8 protein-coding genes are annotated in these 17,562 nt (G+C 54.6%); 2 read left to right on the forward strand and 6 right to left on the reverse strand.

Annotated features, from left to right (window positions below):
* Window positions 1–46: 46 nt before the first annotated feature.
* The 4 genes from H4Q31_RS11305 to H4Q31_RS11320 all read right to left on the reverse strand — a co-directional run bounded on the left by H4Q31_RS11305 (window position 47) and on the right by H4Q31_RS11320 (window position 4,974).
* On the reverse strand, window positions 47–1,696 hold the full coding sequence (locus tag H4Q31_RS11305) for a glycoside hydrolase family 43 protein (RefSeq protein WP_185179189.1): 1,650 nt from the start codon (window positions 1,694–1,696) through the stop codon (window positions 47–49).
* An 87-nt stretch (window positions 1,697–1,783) separates the two neighbouring features.
* Complete coding sequence (locus H4Q31_RS11310; protein ID WP_185179190.1) at window positions 1,784–2,608, reverse strand: carbohydrate ABC transporter permease; 825 nt, start codon at window positions 2,606–2,608, stop codon at window positions 1,784–1,786.
* A 12-nt stretch (window positions 2,609–2,620) separates the two neighbouring features.
* Entirely contained in the window at window positions 2,621–3,511 is an 891-nt protein-coding gene (locus H4Q31_RS11315; RefSeq protein ID WP_185179191.1) for a carbohydrate ABC transporter permease, read from the reverse strand.
* A gap of 110 nt (window positions 3,512–3,621) precedes the next feature.
* Window positions 3,622–4,974: an ABC transporter substrate-binding protein gene (locus H4Q31_RS11320; protein ID WP_185179192.1), complete on the reverse strand. Its 1,353-nt coding sequence runs from the start codon at window positions 4,972–4,974 to the stop codon at window positions 3,622–3,624.
* 264 nt (window positions 4,975–5,238) lie between these two features.
* Here H4Q31_RS11320 and H4Q31_RS11325 point away from each other — a divergent pair, with 264 nt between their 5' ends.
* Together H4Q31_RS11325 and H4Q31_RS11330 are read left to right on the forward strand one after the other, a co-directional pair.
* Entirely contained in the window at window positions 5,239–7,047 is a 1,809-nt protein-coding gene (locus H4Q31_RS11325; RefSeq protein WP_185179193.1) for a sensor histidine kinase, read from the forward strand.
* Window positions 7,044–8,639: a response regulator gene (locus H4Q31_RS11330; protein WP_185179194.1), complete on the forward strand. Its 1,596-nt coding sequence runs from the start codon at window positions 7,044–7,046 to the stop codon at window positions 8,637–8,639. The genes H4Q31_RS11325 and H4Q31_RS11330 overlap by 4 nt, the downstream gene beginning before the upstream one ends.
* A gap of 163 nt (window positions 8,640–8,802) precedes the next feature.
* Here the strand turns inward: H4Q31_RS11330 and proA are convergent, their stop codons facing one another.
* Window positions 8,803–14,718: an anti-phage protein ProA gene (gene proA, locus H4Q31_RS11335; protein ID WP_512698813.1), complete on the reverse strand. Its 5,916-nt coding sequence runs from the start codon at window positions 14,716–14,718 to the stop codon at window positions 8,803–8,805.
* Window positions 14,719–15,023: 305 nt separating this feature from the next.
* Complete coding sequence (locus H4Q31_RS11340; RefSeq protein WP_311771724.1) at window positions 15,024–17,558, reverse strand: DUF5695 domain-containing protein; 2,535 nt, start codon at window positions 17,556–17,558, stop codon at window positions 15,024–15,026.
* Between the last annotated feature and the right edge of the window lie 4 nt (window positions 17,559–17,562).

Consider the following 17,562-nt stretch of genomic DNA (forward strand, 5'->3'; position numbering starts at 1 on the left):
ACTTGACGGGGTGCAGTTCACTCGCGCCGGTTGTCCTCTTCTCTAGCTATAATTGTTCCTCTATCTCCCGATACTCGAAGTAATCGAAGTCCGCGTGCTTGCTCTTCCGATAGGAATCCTGGCAGCAGATCCCGACGAATGCGCCGGTGAAGTGGCCGCTGCTCGAATACTCATCCGAGCACTTGCTGGCGTCCAGTTCGGGCCCCACTTGCGTCCAATGGACGCCGTCCGGCGAACCGTAGAAGGTTAGCGCGCCTTGCTTGATAACCGCCCGCAGGTAGACTCGATCCCAGTCCGCGACGGACAAGCGGGATTCGGTCAGCTCCGTTCGAGCGCCGTTATCGGCATACAGGATGCCCAGGCACTTGCCGCCTAGCGTCTCGCTATAGTAGATGCGCAGATAGTAGAACATCCGTTGGTCGTAGAACAAGGTCAGACCGGCCATCTCGTGGAAGTTGTCCGGCTCGAATTCGACGCACGTCTGGGCGACCGCATCGAATGCTTGCAGACGTCGGGCGACCAAGCTCTGCTCATGCAGGGAGAACAGCGATTCGCGTCCTCTCAGCCGCAGGAATCCCGGCCGCGCCTTCAGGGATGCCCACGACTCGTCGATTGGAACGCGCAGGCTGTTCAGATCGGCGTTCCAGCGCCCCGAATCGAACTCCTCCCGCTCCGGCGCGTCCTCGAACGGATGCGCCGGCAGACGCGGCGGCTCCACGACCGCTTCCGCCATTTGCCCGCCGTTAGCCAAACGAATCCACCCGTCTCCCGTCCATTCGCAGCGCTGGATCGCTGTCTCGCGTCCAAGCATGCTGCGCACCTGAGGCTTGAGCGGTCTAGCACACAGATGGGCAATGTACCACTCCCCCGTCTGCGTCTCGACCAAGGAACCGTGGCCGCTCTTCTGAAGATAGGATTCGGGATTGTACTGATACGGCTTCAGGTAATCGTCCACGCCGCGGCGATTCAGGCCGACCTCTCGCGCCGAAGTGATGATCGGATTGCGCGGATCCGGCTCGTAAGGACCGAACAGGCTTCTCGACCTCGCGATCGCGACGCCGTGACCGAAGCCCGTCCCTCCTTCCGCCGTCATCAGATAGTAATACCCGTCGCGCTTGTACAAGTGCGGCGCCTCCATGCAACCCATGTCGGTCGCGCCGCGAGAGATGCTGCGCGGCTTGCCGGCCAGCGCCATCTTCTTCGCATCGAATTCTTGGATGACGATGGAGCCCGGATGCTCGTAGCCCTCGCGGAAGTCCCATTCCAGATTGACCAGCCACTTGCGGCCATCCTCGTCATGGAACAGCGACGGGTCGAAGCCGGAACTGTTCAAGTAGGTTCGCTCCGACCAGGGCCCGTGAATGTCCTTCGCGGTGACCACGTAGTTGTCCATATCGAAGTAATTCCCGTTCGTGCTGCGCATAATCGTGTAGATCAAATAGAAGGTGCCGTCCGACTCGTCATAGCTCAGGCACGGCGCCCATACGCCGCCCGACGCCTCGATGCCCTTCAGATCGAGCTGCGACTCCCGGTCCAGCGCATAGCCGAGAACGCGCCAGTGAACCAGATCGCGCGAGTGGTGAATCTGAACGCCCGGGAACCACTCGAACGTGGATGCGGCGATATAATAATCGTCCCCGACCCGAAGAATCGATGGATCGGGATTAAATCCCTTCAGGATTGGATTGCGGATCATCGCTTGCTGCACTCTCCTCTGACGCCCGTAGATGCGACGGATCTTTTTTTTGGACCCATACCCTTGCCCTTGCCCTTGCCCTTAACCTTAACCCTTGACCGCTCCGGCCGTAACGCCCTTCGTAATCTTCTCGTTGAAGATCGCGTAGATGATGACCGCCGGAATCGAAGTCAGCACCATGACCGCGAACTGCGAACCGTAATCCGAAGAATATTGTCCGGCGAAGTTCATGACCGAGAATGGCAGCGTCTTCAGGGCGTCCTTGCTGATGAAGGTGTAGGCCATGATGAACTCGTTCCAGCAGGTCAGGAAGGTCGATACGGCGACCGTCACCACAGCCGGCATCGTGAGCGGAAGAATAATCCGGAAGACGATCCGGTAGATGCTCGCGCCGTCGACGACCGCCGATTCTTCAACGGCCAGCGGAATGCTCTTCATGAAGCCGGTCAGAATGAACGTCGCGAACGGTACGGATACCGCCGTATAAGGCAATATGAGTCCCCAATAGGAATTGGTGAGGCCGAGCTCCTTGAAGATGGCGAAGTTCGGCAGCAGCGTCGCATGGATCGGGATCATGATGCCGAGCAGGATGATCGAATACACGACAGAGCGGCCCTTCCACTGCATGCGAGTGAAGGCGTACGCCATCGATACGGAGATCACGACAGTCAGAATGATGGTCGCCGCCGAGACGACGACGCTGTTCAACAGATATCTCGGGAATTTGCCGTCCACCCAGGCGTTCACATAGTTATGCCATTGCGGCGCGTCAGGCCAGAACAGAATCTTATCGGTGAAGAAGCCGCTCGCTTCGACAATCGAGAAGTTGGCCAGCCAGAGCAACGGGAACAACTGCACGAGGGCAACCAGCAGGAAGAATGTCCATAGCATCCATTTGCGAGATGGTCTCATACCGGCGCCTCCTTAATATTCGATGCTGTCGCCTTTGACCAACTTGTTGGAGACGAAGGTCGCTAGCAGACAGACCAGAATGAACAGAATCGAGATTGCGTTGGCATAGCCGTACTGGCTCGCCGCGAATGCTTGGTTGTATAGATATACCGCTACGAATTGAGTCGAATCGCCGGGACCGCCATTGGTGGTCAGGTAGACAGTCTCCATTTGCTTGAGCGCGGTAACGATAGCCAGTGTCATTTGGACGGCGATAACGGGCTTCAGCAGCGGAATCGTCATCTTCCAGTGAAGCTTGAAGCCAACCGCTCCATCCAGTCTTGCCGCTTCGTAAATATCCTCGGGAATCCCTTTGACCCCCGCATAGTAGAACAGCAAGCCCCAGCCGAAGCCGGACCAGATGAGGATCGTAAGCAGCGAGCCGAGCGCCGTGTTCGGGTCTCCCAGCCAGACATGCTGAAGGGAATCCAGCCCGATAACGGACAGCAGCTTGTTAAACATGCCGAAGGTAGGATCGAGCAAGGTGAGCCACATTCTCGAGATGACTACAACCGATATGACGCATGGGATGAAGAAGATCGTGCGGAACCACTTCTCGGACTTGCCGCCGATCCGGTCCAGCATGATCGCGAAGAAGATACAGATGGGATGCTGGATCAAGACGAAGCCTAATCCAAGCAGGATGGCATTGCGAAGAGAGAGCCAGAACCGTTCGTCGTGGAACAGAAGCTCTGTGTAGTTGCTTAAGCCGACCATATTCACGTCAAGCCCCGGCGCGATCGTATCCGTCATCGAATAGTAGAAGCTGAGGATGACCGGCGCGACGAACATGAAGAGGAAGAAGGCCAGTCCGGGGAATACAAACGTGAATATCGCTAGCTTGTTGCTAAGTACTTTGTGCATGGTTCTCACTCCCTGGAACAGAGAAGGGGCAGCTGGCTGCCCCCTCGTCTATATTCTCTTCTCTAGTTATAGCTTGTCTGCCGCAAACTTAGGGCTTGTCCGCTGCTAACTTATTGCTTGTCTGCCGCAGCTTGCAGCTCTTCGATGAACTTCTCCGGCGAACCGCTCGTCAGCAGCTTGCCCACCGCATTCTGAGAGGCATCCTTGAAGGCTGCCGTTCCGGCGTCGTTGAACGTCATACCCGAAGTCGAAGCGGCGTTCAGCAGAATATCCGTGAGCTGCTTCTGTACTTCCGTCTCATTGCCCGTCAGCTCATACTTCTGAGCCGGAACCGCCGCTCCAGTGTCCCAAGCGATCTTGGCCCATTGATCGGCGCGCATCATATAGTCGAAGAACTTCTTCGCTTCTTCCGGGTGCTTGGACGCCTTAACCAGAGCGTAGCCGCCGCCGTTCCAGGCGATCAGATCGTCCGCAATGCCCTTCCCGCCCGTAATTGTCGGGAATTGAATAACGCCCAGATTGTCGCGGAATTCTTGCGGCAGGCTCTCGTTGGACGCCATTCCCGCTTCCCACGAGCCCATATACCACATCGCGGCTTTGCCTTGCGTGAACAGGTTCTGCGAAGCGCCGTAATCCATCGTCATGTAAGCGGTGTTGAACACCTTCTCATCGGCGAAGCGCTTCAGGATCTTAGCCGCCTCCAGCAGGTTCGCGTCGTCCGCGAACTTCTTCGTGCCGGCCGTCGCGTCCAGAATGGAGTTCTGGTCCCCGCTCAGACGCTGAGCGATGTTCTGGTACATGACCGCCATGCTCCACAGGTCCTTGCCGTTCATGGACATCGGCTCGATGCCCTTGTCGCGGAACGCCTTCGAAGCTTCGAACAATTCGTCCAGCGTAGTCGGTACTTTAATGCCGTTATCGGCGAACAGCTTCTTGTTATAATAGATCACTTCGTAGTCGCTGTTGCGCGGCAAGCCGTACAGCTTGTCGTTGAACGTGAAGCCCTTGAACACGCCTGGCAGGAAGTTGTACGTCTCGCCTTCATAATCAGCCGGGTTCAGTTCTTCAATCCACCCTGCGGATACCAGCGTGCCGAGCTCGGCGCCGAAGTGAACCATCGTGACGTCGACCGGTTCGTTCGAGGCCATGTAAGCCTTCAGCTTATTCTTGAACGGCTCTTCCGCGAGCGCTTCTACTTCGATCTTGACGTTAGGATTCTCTTTGACATAGTTATCGATGACGGTCTGCTCGATCAGCCCTTGACCCGACTTGCGATCCGGCAGGTTGGAGAAGAAGCGCAGCGTGACCGACTCGCCGCTTCCGTTCGATGCTGCAGCCGAATTCGTCGCGGCAGCGCCGCTGTTGCTGTTATTGTTGTTGCCTCCACAAGCTGTTAGAGCGACCGGAACCGCAACCATAAGCGCGATCGCCGACGCAAGGGACTTGCTAATTGGCTTCGACATGTGACATCCCCCTATATCGTGTGATTCTTGCGTGGAGCCTAATTCTCTCACATCTGAATCATAACAGCCCCTCCTAACAGGGTCAGTAGACAAAAGGAGAATAAGGTAGAGAAATGTCGAATGGAAGCATTCGATTGTTGAGGTTGAGCGTCAGGAGCGCTACACTTACTAGAGGCGTAAGAACGCACTAGTTGTATAGAACGCTCTAGTTAAATAGAACGCACTCTTGGGATAGAACGCATCCTAGGGAAAGCAGGCCTTGTCATGTACCGGAGCTTTATGAATCTGAATATCCGCAACAAGCTGATCGCCGTCATGGTTCTGTCCATGACGCTCGTCGTTCTTGTCCTTGGCTACTATTCTTTCCAGACGTCCAAGAAGCAAATCGTTCATAAAGTGAGCGCTACGAATCTGTCCGTCGCGAAGGTCATCGACAACAACCTCGCCGGCTTGCAACGCACGATCTCGGACTGGTCCACCGTATTCATTCTGTCCTCCGCTGTGCAATCCAGGCTTCAAACCGGCGGGAATGGCGGCAACACCTTGGAGTCCGCCCTGTACTCCGGTCCGACCAGCTCCATCATGGATCAGATGCTGGTCACGGGAAATTTCGACTATCTCTCGCTCTACGGGTTGACCGACGATCCTCTGTACCAAGTTGCTACCGACGACAGCAGCGGCGCGCAGCCTCTCTCCGTTATTAGTGACAGCCAGCTATATACGGAGACGGTTGATCGGAACGGCGCCCCCTATTGGTTCCCGCTCACGGCCGAGAACAATCGATTTGTCGGCTCGAACCGCAAAGACAAGATTGGCATGACCCGCATCATCCGAAGCACGCTAACCGGCGATCGTATCGGATTTCTATTCGTCGGAGTGAACAAGGAGACGGTTCGCAGCCGTTATTTGAAGAATCTATACGATGAGGATCAGGGCATTCTCGTTCTGGATGAACGCGGCGCTCCCTTGCTGTCCGCAGGCAGGGCACTTTACGACCCGCAGACGTTGGATTTGTCGTTCGCTGACGGGCTGAGCAATGGGTCGAAAATCGTAAAGGTTGGCCGCGAGGAATTGCTGCTCTCTTCTAGCAAGAGCAACAGCGGCTGGCAGATCCTCTATGCCGTACCGATGGATTCGCTGACGCACGAGCTTAATTCCATCAAGCTGTTCGTCGCGATCCTTCTGATCGCTGGTCTGCTGCTAAGCGTTCTTCTAGTCACTATCCTGACGTCGTTCATCACGGCGCCGATCAAGAACCTGCTTCAGTCCATGAAGAGATTCCAGAGCGGCCGATTTGACGAGAAGGTGGAGGTGCTCCATCGCGACGAGATCGGCCAATTGAGCCGGGGCTACAATACGATGGTCGCCAACATTAAGTCGCTCGTGGATGAGACATATGTCCTTCGGCTGAAGGAGAAGGAAGCCGAGCTCAAGGCGCTGCAATCGCAGATCAACCCTCACTTCCTCTACAACATGCTCGACACGATCTTCTGGGAGGCCGAGTCTGCGGGCCAAGACCGAATCAGCGAGATGGTCATCAACCTGTCGCGCCTATTCCGCCTGAGTCTCAACCGGGGCAAGAGCTTCACCAGCGTGGCGAAGGAGAAGGAGCTGATCGAGCTCTATCTGTCCCTTCAATCCATGCGATTCAAAGATAAGCTAACCTATCGCATCGATATCCCGGACGAGCTCAATCGATATGTGATTCTAAAGCTGAGCCTTCAACCGTTCATCGAGAATGCGCTTGTTCACGGAATCGAACGCAAGAGAGAGGGCGGCCACGTTCAGATCTCCGGAGCGCTGGAGGAAGGTTATCTGCGCTTCCGAATTGAAGACAACGGCAGCGGCATGGAAGCGAAGACGCTGCGCGAAGTGACCGAGCTTCGGACAGAGTCCGATGTGAATACGCAGCAGGACACCGGCGGATATGCCGTACAGAACGTTCTTCAGCGGCTGAAGCATTATTACCGGGACAACTTCCGGCTCGAATATAAGAGCAAGCCCGGAGAAGGCACTCTCGTTGAACTCGTCATCCCAGCGCAAATCGACATCCAGGAGGACATCATCGCATGATACATCTCATGATCGTAGACGACGAAGAACGGGCACGGATCGGGATTCGATCCTTAATCGACTGGGAGAGCCATGGGATCCAGATCGTGGCTGAGGCGCGCGACGGCGCCGAAGCGCTGGAGATCATGGCCAATACCCATGTCGATATTCTGCTGACGGATATACGTATGCCGGAGGTTGACGGACTTGAGCTCATCGAGCGGGTGAACGCGCTGTACCCTCACGTTCAATCTGTCATTATGAGCGGCTACAACGAGTTCACCTATGCCCAGAAGGCTCTAACGTTGGGCGCAAGCGATTACCTGCTGAAGCCCAGCCGCAGGCAAGAGATTCTAAACACCGTGCTGAATCTAACCAAGAAGATTGATGAGAACAGGCGTCAGCAATTATATCTGGAGAAGCTTCAGGCCGGATTCCGAGAGAGTCTGCCGCTGCTGCGGGACCGAACGCTCAGCCGGCTCGTGCTTGAGGAAGACCCGCCCTACGAGAAGCTAATGGGGAAGTTAGCGATCAGCGACCTTATTTTCCCGCATGACCATTACTGCGTTCTCATCGTTCAGATCGATCAACTGCTCCATCTTCGGAATCAATTCACCTCGTTCGATATCGAGCTGTTCAAGTTTGGCCTGAAGAACATATGCGAAGAGACCGCGGGTCTGTCCCATTACGGATTGGCCTTCGAGCATCAAGACGATCTCATTCTGGTACTCAATACGGCGACGGAGCTAAGTGAAGAGGAATGCTCCGATCTAGCGCGGAGTATTCAGCAGAACGCCCTGCACTTCCTTCAGATCAGCGTATCTGTCGGAATCGGAAGTTTGGATCGCGGGCTGACGCATCTGCGCAACTCGTACATGACAGCCTATAATGCCTTAAAGACGCGGTATATCGGATCGGGCAAGATCGTGCGCTTCTCCGATCAGCCGGATATCGGCAGCGACGAGGAAGAGCCGATCTACCCCATCGCGCTAGAGAAGGCCGTGCTGCATGCCATCGTTGTGGGGGATCAAGCTAATATTGCCGACAATATGGCCTTATTCCGGCAGGCGCTGCCGCCCGATCATGCCTCGAAGGAAGACGTGCTGACCTTCGCATTCGCCCTGTACTTCTCTCTCTTCCGTCTCTGCATTGAGAAGGACATTCGGGCATCGGAGATCTTCGGGCAGAATCTGGAGCAGATCGCAGAACGTCTATCCCGCTCCACGCTGGACGGCATCTTCGACGAGCTTCTCCAGACCGCGCAAGAGATCAGCCGGCAGATCGTCGAGAAGAAGAACAGCAACAAGCTGTTCGAATCGATCCTGGCGTATATCGAGAAGAATTACGCTAAGGAGATAAGCCGGGAGACGGTGGCCGGCGAAGCCTTCATCACGCCGGGCTACCTGAGCCGCCTGTTCAAGCAGCATTTGAAGATGAGCTTCCTCGATTACCTCCACCAGATCCGAATCGAACGGGCGTGCGAGCTGCTCGCCGATAAGAGCAGGCGAATCGCGGACGTCGCGCTGGAAGTCGGCTACAACGACGAGAAGTACTTCTTCCAGGTGTTCAAGAAGCACGTGGGGATGACGCCGAATCAGTATCGGAATGGGTGAGGGTGAGGGTACGGACAGGGGAGAGCAAAGGTTGTTTGCGTGAGGGGTTAACAAGAGAGGGACTATCCCGAAAAGTCACCTAAGGACGACTGTTGGGAATAGCCCCTCTCCATCTACTTAATGCTCGAAATGATTGCCGGCACCATCGCCGGAGGCATCTTGTCTACGCCCTTCGATACAGCACTCGATCGGTCTCCAGAACAGCAACTCCTCGCCTGGCCGCTACTTCGATACCGCTTCGTACTGCTTGGTCCAATGCAGCTCCAGTCCGAGAATATCCCAGCATCTTAACCGTCTCTCGAACGAGGTCCTCGAGCGGCAGGCTCCCCTGGTTAAATAGGACCTCTCGGACTGCGTTCGCAATCTCCTCTGGCGGCAGCTCGTCGGCGCTTCTACGATCCTGATCGTTCTCCGTCAAACGGTATACCCCGTACTGCTCAGGCTCCGTGCCTTGAGGCCAATAGTAATCGATGCCGCGCCATGTCGTTCGCTTCAATCCCATTGCTTGCAGCAGCTTATCGAAATGTCTCTCGATGCGGGCTCCCGTGCGGCTAATACCCCAAGCTTGAAGCACTCTCCGCATCAGCAACTGCTTGCTGATCGGCCCTTCCGCTTGCACAGTCTCGCCAATCTGGCTCTTGAGAATCCGCTCATTGGACGGTTCATAGAACGCTTCGGAAGGCAGCATCACGGGTGCGAGAACCACCGGCCTGTAGACGGACAACCAGGCAGACCGCTTAGTGACGCGGTTCAGCGGCTGTTCATCCGACAAGGTCATCTTCTCAGATCGCTGTTCAGCCGTAACGGGAATAGGCTTGGGCGATAATCTTAAGGCCTTGTCATTAGAAGCAGACTGAGCCATCTTGACCGCCTCTACGATCTGTTCTTTCACTTTGTTCGGATTGTCCAGCCAATCCATCGACCAGACACGGTGTATACGCCAACCGAGCTGCTTGAGTACTTGCTCCCGCAGAACTTCGCGATCTCTTGCCGTCTTCCCTGCCCGGTAACTATCTCCGTCGCACAGAACGGCAAGAATGTAGACATCCGGCTGATTCGGATCTACGATCGCCAGATCCATCCGATACCCGGAAGCCCCTACATGCAGGTCAGCCTTATACCCTTCAGCCGCTAGAGCCTCGGCAATCTTCGCCTCAATGCCCGGCTGCACGGTATCTTGACGATCCGCATGCTGGCTAAGCGCATTCTGGCCCTTCTCGGCATATTCCAGGAACGACTTCAGCGCACCGACTCCTCGCGCACGCGTACGCGATACGTCCAAATGCTCGGAACGCAGCGACGAGTAGACATGCATCTCCCGGCGTGCCCGTGAGACCGCGACATTCAGCCTTCGCCAGCCTCCCTCTCGGTTGAGCGGCCCAAAATTCAGCACGACCTTGCCGTTCGCATCAGGCCCATAACCGATCGAGAACAATATAACGTCGCGTTCGTCCCCCTGTACGTTCTCCAGATTCTTAACGAAGATCGGCTCGTATAATTCGGCAGCGATCCGCTCCAGTTCTCCATCTTTACGGAATGCTTCATCCAGCAAATCTTCGATTAATCCCTGCTGGATAGAGTTAAACGTCACGACGCCTACACTCAGCTTCGACAATTCCGAATCCCGCAGCCGGCGAACGATCTCCTCCACCACCTGCTCCGCTTCCGCTCGATTCTGCTTCGTTCGGCCACGATCATAGTACCCCTCTACCGGATGCCAGCGCACATTGGATGTGCGCTCGAAGGGGGATGGGAAGGTAAGCAGTTTATTCTCATAGAAATGATGGTTGCTAAACGCGATTAAGCTCTCATGACGGCTGCGATAGTGCCACAGCAGGTGCTCTTGCGGCATCCCCAATGCGAGGCAATCGTCCAAGATGCTCTCCAGGTCCTCCGGAATCGCATCTTCGCCGTCATCACTTGACGCACTCGAGAAGAAGCTTGTCGGAGGCAGCTGGTTAGGGTCGCCAACTACGATCACATTGCGTCCGCGTGCCATAGCCCCTACTGCCTCGCTGGTCGGTAGCTGTGACGCTTCATCGAAGACGACCAGCTCAAACGGTGCATATTTGGGATCTAAATATTGCGCGACGGACATCGGGCTCATGAGTATGCATGGACATAACCGGGACAGCAAGTTCGGAGTTTGCTCGAATAGCTTGCGAAGCGACAGTCCGCGTCCTCCGCTTCGGATCGCCCTAAGCAGAATGCCAGCCTCTGAATTGGATGAGGCCTGCTGTTGGAGTTGCGGAAGATTCGCCGACAGACGAGCGGCAATCTCTTGTCTCGTCAGCTTCTCGTATCGATCGGCCATCTCTTCGAAGTTCTTAATTCGCTCTTCGAACAATCGTCCGGAGAAGGAAGCCAGTTGCGGATCTTCGGATAAAATAAAGTCAATTGCTGCTTGCCACCAAGCACGTTCGAATGCCGGCATGACTTCGGAGTGCTGCAATAGCCCGCCCTCGTAAGCTGCGACGAGCGAAGTCAGGCCCGCTTCCAGCGCCTGCTCGCGGGTCTGACGCCAACTGCACCAATTACGCAGCCGATCAATAGCGCCAAGCCACTGCTGCGCCTTCCTCTGTCGATTGTCTAGCCATGGCAAATCTCGTTTGTCATCCAGCGCATCAAAGTCGATGTGCAGCAAATCAGACAGTTTGCCTTCAAGCTCCACGATAGATCGGACCGCCGCTTCATAATTGGCAAGCGAACGCCCGCAGCGCTCTAGGAAAGCTCCCCGCCCCGCCGATAGCAGTCCAATTAACCGCTCTCTCGTCTGGGCAGCCTGTCCTCCATCCCTATACAGGTGAAGCAATGCCTGATGCAACTGTAACGTCCAATTATTCGCGGCGTCGACCGACTCCCAATCGGCTTCTCCACCTTGCCACATGGAGCCGAGCAATGCTGACGCTTGCGGCTCGGCTCTCTTCACTTCGGCAGCCTCGGCTTGATATTGCAGAATCAACGACAAGAAGGCTGCCGTATCCTTCTTCTGATTAGAGGATCCCGCAACCGCAAGAGCTCCGAGCATCTTGCCAATCCGATGCTGCTTTAACCACTTTGGAAGGAACCATTGTAATTCTGCCTTCTTCCATTCGGAGAGCGCTAACGCAGCATCGAAATTCAAAGCCTCTACAGTAAACCGGGACGTGATCTGCGAGCGGGCGTTATCCCTTGCTCGGCCATGGCTGACAATGGCCTTCACGGAGTCACAAGCCAATTCCGGTTGGGCAGCTCCAAGCAGCGCTGCGGCCATCGTCACCGGCATCGCTCGCAACAAGTCTCCAACCTCCTGAAGCCGCAGCAAGCTTTCCCTTGTCGGCTGCGTGTCTAGAGGGGCTCCTAGCCAACTGGTGACATCCGCATACGCCTCCCTAATTTCTGTTAGTTTGGCAGCATAGGAATCCAGCAGTCCTTCGACTTCTGAGCGATAAGCCGGTGTGTAATCGGTGCATGCCGCACCTTCCCATGGATTACCTGCCGGATGTCCTGCCGCTTCTCCAGCGATTCGAAGCTCACGGACGCGATCTGTCCATGCTGCATGTTTCTCCGGTGTCATCGCGCCAACGATTGCGGCTTCGAATGAGACGCATCCCGGCGCTGTTCTGACATGACTGTAGCGGGCAATCGCTTCATATAGTGAAGCTCCAAAGCCGTATTGGCGGTGTAGTGATGCGACATAACCGTTCAGTTCCGAACGGGACGCCGCAATTCTGTCGGCCTCCCGCCTCCATTCATGTGGCGAAGCCATATTCGCCGTTTCCAATGTTCGGCGCAACTGTTCTAGCACTGCCTTCTTCGTGCTCTTGTTCGAATGCAGCTCCAGACAGAACGGGCCCAAGCCAATCGATTCTAACCTGCTCTGCACGACGCTAAGCGCAGCCATCTTCTCGGCTACGAATAGAACCGTCTTGCCATCCGCTAATGCCGCAGCGATTAAATTCGTGATCGTCTGGGATTTGCCTGTGCCCGGGGGTCCGTGCAATACGAAGCTATTGCCTTGCGTCGCTGCGCTGACAGCGGTGATTTGGGATGAATCCGCACTGATGGGCAAAAGCAACCGATCTGGTGAATAGCGCTCATCAAGTTCGCTCGGGTTCGGGAACGTCTCGCCGGGGGCCCATTCCAAGCGGCCTGACATTAGGCTCGCAACAACTTTGTTTTTCGACAGATCATCTGCTCGAGTTCGAATATCGTTCCACATGACAAAACGGCTGAAGGAGAATAGACCCAGAAATGCTGACTCTAACACATCCCAACGGGACTTGTTCATCACGGCATGACGAATGGTTGTGAAGATGAGCGAGAGATCGATCCCCTTCTCATCCCGGGGCAGCGGGTCGAGCCCTCCGATGTCGATTCCGAAATCCTGCCGTAGCATTTCGAGCAATGTGATGTTGATCTGCGGCTCCTCATCTCTCATCCGGAGTAGGAAGCCAGCGCTTGAGGTCTTCCGAATAATTTCTGCCGGAACTAGCACGATCGGTGCGTATCTCGGCTTCTCACTCGTATCGGACTCGTACCATCGAAGAAGCCCCAGAGCGAGATAGAGTGTATTCGCGCCGTTCTCCTCCAGAGAGATTCTTGCGGAACGATAGAGATGGATGGCCTTCGTCGTCAGTTCGTAACCGTTCGCATCTGCCCTTAACCTATGATGACGGAATTCTTCCTGGACAAGCATCGTCAGCGGATGATCGTTGCTCATGCTTTGGAACAACTCCACGCTTCTTGGCGTACGATCCCAATCCTCAGGCTTCGGAAGCAGTTGGAATTCTTGGCCTTCTGCAAGCGCATCCTCCAACTCGTTAAGACGGAAGTTGAGCAGCGGCAGCGCCGACTTGGTCAGACGAAAGTTCAACAAGGTATTGCGCAGCGTCAAATCGAGTAGCTTCCGTTCCCACTGCTTCTGCTTGGTTAACGCGATAGAAGAGACTTCCACCGGACGGGCAAGTACCGTCACTTCTTCAGGAGCCTCCGCTAACGTTGGAGCATTCTTCTGTTCCTGCAGAATCTCCCAGCCGTTCGGTGTTGGAATGCGGACTGGGATTGGCCGTATGCCGCTGGCGCGTGTCCTCCTCACATCCACGAGGCCGACAAATTTGTCCGGATCCGTCAAATGGACTGCTGCCGCTTGCTCTGCTTCCTGATAAGAACTGTGGCTGCCCGTACACATCAAAGTCGCTTCAGCCAAGCTGATCTCGTGAACGCCGGCCGCCATTCGTTTCGTCAGAAGAGAGATATCGTCCTGCAGACTCTCCGGGAATGTCTCCTCGATCAGCCAGACTCCTGGAAAGGCATGTCCTTCGATAATTATAACGAGAGAATGCAGCCCAACCGCTTCGAGACATGCAGTGAATAAGAGAGTCAAATCAAGGCAGTTCCCCATCTGGTTAGCGACGATCGCATCTGGCAGCCGGATCCGCTGACCGACTTCCTCATAACTAGCCGGATCCACGACATACGTTGGCTGATACGACTGAATCGTCGAGAAGATCGCCGCAGCCTGCTGACGAATTCGGTTCGGATTGCGGCTCTGATATGCATCGAAGGAAGGGTTGCCGGTCCACTTCTCCAGTAACGGAGCGGCATCTTTGATGATTCTCAAGACAGCCGGATGATTAGGCATGATGAATGCTGCGAGCATCTCCGGCATGATCGTCTGACCGCTCCATTGATCATAGGCTAGTAGAGTAAGCGGAGAACTGTCTTGATATAGCAGCTCATCACCCTGCAAGACGGAAAGCGAGAGTGCGCCGGTCAATCGCTCGGTCAACTCGGCCAGGAACGTCCCGCTTATTTGCAAAGGGACTGGACCTAACTCAATAGCCCTGCTCGCTGGAATCAGGTCGACCGTCTTCGACCACGGCGGCGCGAATGCCGGATCCGCATTAATTCGGACAGTCACCTGCCGAAGGTCCTGGTCCGAATCGTTGCGAAGGACAATCTTAGTTATGACCGGTACAAAATTTTGCTGCATGGCGAAATTCACAACATCAAGCCGATTCCAATCACAGACGAGTGAACTTGTGCCCTTCTCCATTCCGTCTGCTGCCTCCCCATCATCCTTGTATGATGAGGTCATTATACCTCAATTAGGAAGAGGTTCCTACATATTACGACAGCCAACTAGGCAACCTGTCTAATTTAGTAGAGTCTAGTCTATTTGCTCTGCAGTTGATCCAGATATTGCTTCAGCTCAACATGGATTGTTCACAATAGAACTATCCAGTTCCCCTTGTAGATCTAACTCCTGCCAACATCATCTTAACGGGAGGAATCGTCCATGCAGGCACGCTCCCTTCGATCGGTAGGCGCCGGACCATTAACCCGGCGCTTCCCGATCCTTGGTTTGCAGCATATTACACAGTGCACACTAGTTTAACGCACTTACTGGTTGATCATCACGCTCCATGGCCTTTCCGACCTCACGTTGATGTTATCCTCGCTCAAGTCAAATCCGGTATTCTCTATGCTGACCCTTATCGTCCTGCTCGACAGATCAGCCTCCAGCTCTCGGATAACATTGCGATCGATCTCGATGCTCCATTCGTTAACCGTGTCATGAACTCGCATCCTCAGCCCATCTCTCGGTCGAATGATCCAAACATTGCCTTTCACGCTAACTTCGCAGCCCAAACCATATATCCCAAGTACGGGATGCTCAATGACCACGGATGCTGCCATCTTCAAGCCGGCGAAGTAACCAAGTCCGCTCTCGCCGGACATTTGCCAGGCTTGCTTAATTAGAGGGACCCTCCCAGGCACATCTACGCTGCTGTCTTCCCATCCCGCATGCAGAACCCAACACGAGCCCCCTATATTCCGTGGATCGTCGTTCCAATAGCCCGAATTGATCAAGGTCCAGCCGGCTAGATAGGATGCATAGGCCGACTTGATCAGCTCATAGTCCCGCTTCCCCTCGTTCAGGGAATAATCGTACAACACCCAGCCTCCAAGCTGCGTCATGTAACTTACGTTCCAGTGGGTTTCGCCATGCTGCCGAAGATCCGTATTATAATAGTACCATTTCGGTTGATGGCCTCTATTGGAGAATGCCGCCAATACGGCCTTCTCCATCGTTCTCGCGTCACCGGCCGCTTTGGCATAGGCATATACGGCTTCGTAAGCAGTAGAATCATAGGCCATCTCTGAACCGAAGGGGTAATTCGACTTTGCGAAGAATCCCGCCTTTGCGGCAGCAATCTCCCTTACCCACTTCGCTTCCCCATTCATCCCTTCGGCATCTAGCGCATCTGCCAAATATAGCGGGATCGTCAATTCACCCATGTTGCCATACTCGGAAGCGCCAACCCCTTCTGGGAACATCCAGTAGCTGAACATCGCCTTGGTATAATGGAAAGCTTGGCTTAAGTACTCCGCTGCAGGTTTGAGATAAGAATACCGGAACTTCTTCTGAATCCGATACAGATTGAAGTAGGTGTTCAACACGTGGACATAATTGAACGCTCTCCACACATCATCGGCCCCATGTCCTGCCCAAGGCTCGAACATGACAAACCAAGGAACCATTCGATGAACCCGGTAGCCCGGCTGTTCCGTAAGCCGATCCTCTATAAAGTCAGAGAGATAGGCATCCAACACTTTCAACTCAGCCTCGTTGGGTCTGTACACATTTTTCTCGGACAAGAACAAACCGCTTACTAGACCAATCTCGTCGCTTCCGCCAGCCCACCAGTCATCCCCATATGGATTGCAGGCTGCGTTAATCCGGCTCTTCACCGTCATATCCCACATGAGAAGGCCATGGTAACAAGGGTCGTCGGGGGCGGTCTCAAACTGGTTCTCGGCGATGAATGCGGCATGCCGGTCGATCAGTTGCTCGAGCTCCTCCAGACTGAAGAACTGCAGGGTGCACGTTTCCCCATCCCCGTAATGGATCTTGATGTCGTTGGCTCCCAATCTTTGGAAGGCTACGGAATAAATCTGATAGCCTCTCTTCTCCCCTTCATACCGGATATCCGTCTGATCCGGATAAGAAGCGGAGAGAGCGTGAATTGCTTTCTTGGAACGCAACAATATCGTCGCACGACAATCGCTTGGAACCGCCATGCCAGGCAGCACTTCGACGTCGACTTGTCCTTCTTCATAAGCAAGCCTTCCAATATCCGCGAAGCTGCTGGCCCATGCCAGTTTGAAGTCGTATTTAACGCTGTCTCCCGGAGACAGCTTCAAGGAAGAGCTCCCTTGAAAGACTGCGGTGGCTAGACCTTCCCAGCTCTCATTAAACGTGCTGTATCCGCCGAACGGGCTACCTTTATCCGGATCAGACCTCACGTTCCGCCGACTCTCGCTTTCGACTCTCTGAAGTCCGGTCTTATTGCGCGTCAGCATAACAAGACAGGGGCCGGTACCGTTAGACCTTGCCCAATAGACATAAGACCCTTCACCGGCTATGAACGTATGACGCAGTACATTCTGCTCATATTTGTATTTGGAATCTCCTCTGAAAATCTGGTTGAATAGCAACGGTGCCCCTATGCAATCAAATTCAATCTGACCGCCGGAACGGTTCGCAATCGAGACTTCCCAATAGAGACCATCCTCTTCCAAGCGATAGCCCATATGCAGATCGAAATGTGTAATGCCGTTGGCGTGAGCGGAGTCGCTTGTATATGACACCTGTAGAAGTTTCCCGTCATAGCTTACGGACCGTACGTCTGCCGAAGCGGCAGAGTTGCCCTGCTGCCATTCGTGACCATCTACGCGGTATTTCGTCACGATATGGCCAAACCATTTGGAGTCCTGCAGATCTATATCGGGAAATTCCAAAGGGTCTACCAGATATTCGGTTTGAAGTCGATCTTCTCTATTCTTGAGAGAAGTGAATCCCCCTCGCCCAACATCATATATCATGCAGAATGTCCCATTTTGCAACGTAATCGTCTTCGACATTGCGTTCATGGTT

Source organism: Cohnella lubricantis (genome assembly GCF_014212015.1).
Lineage (GTDB): Bacteria > Bacillota > Bacilli > Paenibacillales > Paenibacillaceae > Cohnella > Cohnella lubricantis.